General features: G+C 65.7%; 4 protein-coding genes. 3 read left to right on the plus strand and 1 reads right to left on the minus strand.

The genetic code is table 11. From position 1 onward, the window contains the following. Positions 1-1316: S8 family serine peptidase (locus tag EN750_RS25385; RefSeq protein ID WP_245482807.1), on the plus strand; the 1316-nt coding region annotated here is incomplete at its 5' end. Between the two features lie 11 nt (positions 1317-1327). Here EN750_RS25385 and EN750_RS25390 read toward each other — a convergent pair. Next, positions 1328-1822 carry a hypothetical protein gene (locus EN750_RS25390; RefSeq protein WP_127271222.1) on the minus strand — a complete coding sequence of 165 codons (495 nt, stop codon included), beginning with the start codon at positions 1820-1822 and terminating at the stop codon, positions 1328-1330. Between the two features lie 134 nt (positions 1823-1956). On the opposite strand from EN750_RS25390, the gene EN750_RS25395 reads away from it, so the two are divergent. Continuing rightward, positions 1957-2865 (plus strand): LysR family transcriptional regulator, encoded by a 909-nt coding sequence (locus EN750_RS25395; RefSeq protein ID WP_127398170.1) that lies wholly within the window; start codon positions 1957-1959, stop codon positions 2863-2865. Between the two features lie 165 nt (positions 2866-3030). Next, on the plus strand, positions 3031-3265 hold a 235-nt coding region (locus EN750_RS40025; protein ID WP_210212768.1), incomplete at its 3' end, for an NAD(P)-binding protein.

The raw sequence follows: 3265 nt of genomic DNA on the forward strand, positions 1-3265 counted from the left end.
GCCGCAACGGGACCAACGCGGCGGGCGCCGATTGCGCCAAGGATGGCAATGACACAAAGAGCGGATCGGACGCAGGCCAATCCGGCGCGGTCTTCCTGCCGGCGCTGATCGTCGACCTGTTTCCCAACCCGGCGGCGTCTCCAACACCGGTACCGACGCCCCGGCCGGCGCCCGCAACGCCGCCGGCCGATACTCAAGCCGGCCCCCCGCCCGGTGGCCCGATCGTCTCGCCGACCGATCTTATTGCCGTTCAGCCGCCGCGCGCGGTGGTTGGCGATTTCGTGCCCGACGAGGTGCTGGTGACCGTCGACGGCGATGCCGGCGCTGTCCAGCAGATCGCCGCCTCCTTCGGCCTGCAGGTGCGCTCGCAGCGCCAGTCGCTTCTGCTTGGCACCACGCTGGTGCGCTTCGGCATTCCCGACGGCCGGCCCGTCGGCGTCGTGCTGGCGCAACTGGCCGCCGACGGCCGCACCCAGCGGCGCGAGCCCAACCATGTCTATTCGCTGCAGCAGGCCGCCGGCATCGTCAACTATGCGTTCGATCGTATCGCGCTCGATGCCAAGCAGGCCAGCGGCGAAAACGTCCGCATCGCGGTGATCGACACTGGCATCGACGACACCAACCCGGCGCTGTCGGGCGTCATTGCCGGGCAGTTCGACGCCATGCCCGACGTGCCGATCGAAAAGCGCGATCACGGCACGTCGATCGACGGGCTGATCGCCGGCGTCGGCGTGCTGGAAGGCATGGCGCCGGGCGCAAAGATCTATCACGCCCGCGCCTTCGAGGGCGGCAAGTCGACCATGGACGTCATCCTGTCGGCGCTCGACTGGGCGGCGGAACAGGACGTGCGCATCATCAATATGAGCTTCGTCGGGCCGAAGAACGATTTGCTCGGCGTCGCCTGCCGCAATGCCCGCGCACTCGGCATGGTGCTGGTCGCCGCAGCCGGCAACAACGGGCCGAAGGCGCCCTATGGCTATCCGGCGGCTTTCGATGGTGTCATCGCAGTCACCGCCACTGATGCCAAGGACGGGCTGATGCCGCAGGCCAATCGCGGCGCCTATGTCTTCATCTCGGCGCCCGGCGTCGAGATGGTGGCGCCGAGCGGCGGCGGTTCGGACGTGGTCACCGGCACCTCGTTTGCGGCGGCGATCGTGAGCGGCGCTATCGCCAATCTCATCCATGCCGCGCCCGATCGCTCGGCCGACGGCATCGAGAAGGCGCTCGCGGCGACGGCAAGGGATCTCGGCCCCAAGGGACGCGACGATGATTTCGGCTACGGTCTGCTGGACATCAGGGCGGCGGCAAAGGATTAGTCTGCGACAGGTCAAGTCGCGGCTTGCGGAGGACGCACCAGAAAATAGAGCGCGACGGTGTGCGTGATCATCAGCAGCGGCACGTAGATGATCGGGATCGCGTAGGTGGCGCCCAGTTCGCCCGCACGCTGGGGAAGGCCGACCTGGATGGCGTGGTAATAGTCTACGACGAGGTCGACAGTCCCGACCAGATTGAAAGCAACGACGAGCGCCCAGAAGATCCGAGGTATCCTTGCCGTGACCAGCGCCAGCATGGCCAGCACTCCTGTTATGAGGTCGCCGTAGGCAGCAAACACGGCAAAGCCGGCAGGCAAATCGGGGCCGACGACACCCGGAACGAGGAAGACCAGCCCGAAGAAGCGGAAGCTGTGCAGAGTGGCGACAGCGCGTTGCGTCGCGACCCGGTCCATAGACCTGAGCCACGGCAAACCGTATACGGCGAAGCAAAGCAGCCACGCGACATAGCCCAGAACAAGATGGATTTGGAACACGACCTCGGTTGACATCTGGCCTCTCTCGAAACTGGTTCATGCGACCTCCGACACCTCGTGAGACGCAGGGCAGCCCTTGGCGGACGACCTTGACCGACCTACTAAGCCCGCTTCCATAATTCGACCATCCGCTGTAATCACAACAACCCATGAAGCAGAACTACACAGTCCGGCACGGAGCGCTGGAGGGCGTCGAGGCATTCCTGGCCGTCGCCAGGCACCGCAACTTCCGCCGCGCCGCAGCGGAACTCGGCGTGACACCGTCCGCCGTGAGCCAGGCGGTGCGCGCGCTGGAAACACGCATGGGTGCGGCGTTGTTCGTTCGCACAACGCGGAGTGTCGGCTTGAGCGAGCCTGGCCAACGGTTCCTCGACCGTGCCGGCCCTGCTTTCGAAGAACTTGTGGCGGCCGGCGAGGCGGTGCGTGACATCGGCCGGCGGCCGACCGGTCTGCTGCGCCTGTCCGTACCCCGCGCCGTCGTGCCCTTGATCCTGGAGCCGATGATCGCGTCGTTCTGCCGGGCCTATCCCGAGATCGAACTGGAGATCGCCGCGAGCGACGAGATGGTCGATCTCGCGGCCGGCGGGTTCGATGCCGGTATCCGTCTTGGCCAGTTCATCGCGGTCGACATGGTCGCGGTGCGGCTAACCCCGTCATTTTCCTTCGTGGTCGTCGGCAGCCCTGACTATCTCAAACGCCATGGCCGCCCCGAACGCGTCGACGATTTGCGCAACCACGCCTGCCTGCGCTTGCGCCGTTCGAATGGCGCCATTGCTCCCTGGGGTTTCGTCGACGGCAACGAGGCGATCGGGGCGATGCTCTCAGGCCCGCTGATTGCGCACGATTATCCGACATTGCTCGGGGCCGCGATGCGGGGCGTCGGGCTGGCGCAGACGCCTCGACCAATCGCTGAAGGTCCGATAGCCGAAGGTAAACTCGAACCGGTGCTGGACGGCATCGCCGCCACGACGCCGGGCGTCTTCCTGTATCATCCCGGCAAGCGCCAAGTCCTGCCGAAGCTGCGCGCCTTCATCGACCACCTCAAATCCGCGGCGTGAGATACCGGAATCCGGCCCCCTTGCGGTAGCCTCCCCACTGCCGGCGTCGGGCGAGATTTTGATCGTGGCGTGAGCCGACAGAACTGCTATCTTGCCCTCGCACCTTCGGGGAGACTATGCGGACGCCATTTTTGGGCGACATGCACTAGCATCGGGATTGCGGCAATGACGAGTAACGCCAATGTCCTTGATGCGGTGGTCGTCGGGGCCGGCTGGGCCGGCCTGGGCATCAGCCATTCGCTGGCACGGCGGGGCCTAAGCCACAGGATACTGGAGAGAGGCCGCATTGGAGAGACCTGGCGCACACAGCGGTGGGACTCTTTCCGGATGAATACCCCCAACGTGCAGACCGTGATGCCAGGCGACTGCTATGACGGTTCGGATCCGTCCGGTACCCTGA

This window comes from Mesorhizobium sp. M7A.F.Ca.ET.027.03.2.1 (assembly GCF_003999175.1).
Classification (GTDB): domain Bacteria; phylum Pseudomonadota; class Alphaproteobacteria; order Rhizobiales; family Rhizobiaceae; genus Mesorhizobium.

What these genes read in the sequence shown, in the direction of transcription:
- EN750_RS25395 (WP_127398170.1), top strand. Translation starts at nt 1,957, where the DNA reads ATGAAGCAGAACTACACAGTCCGGCACGGAGCGCTGGAGGGCGTCGAG.
- EN750_RS25390 (WP_127271222.1), bottom strand. Translation starts at nt 1,822, where the DNA reads ATGTCAACCGAGGTCGTGTTCCAAATCCATCTTGTTCTGGGCTATGTC.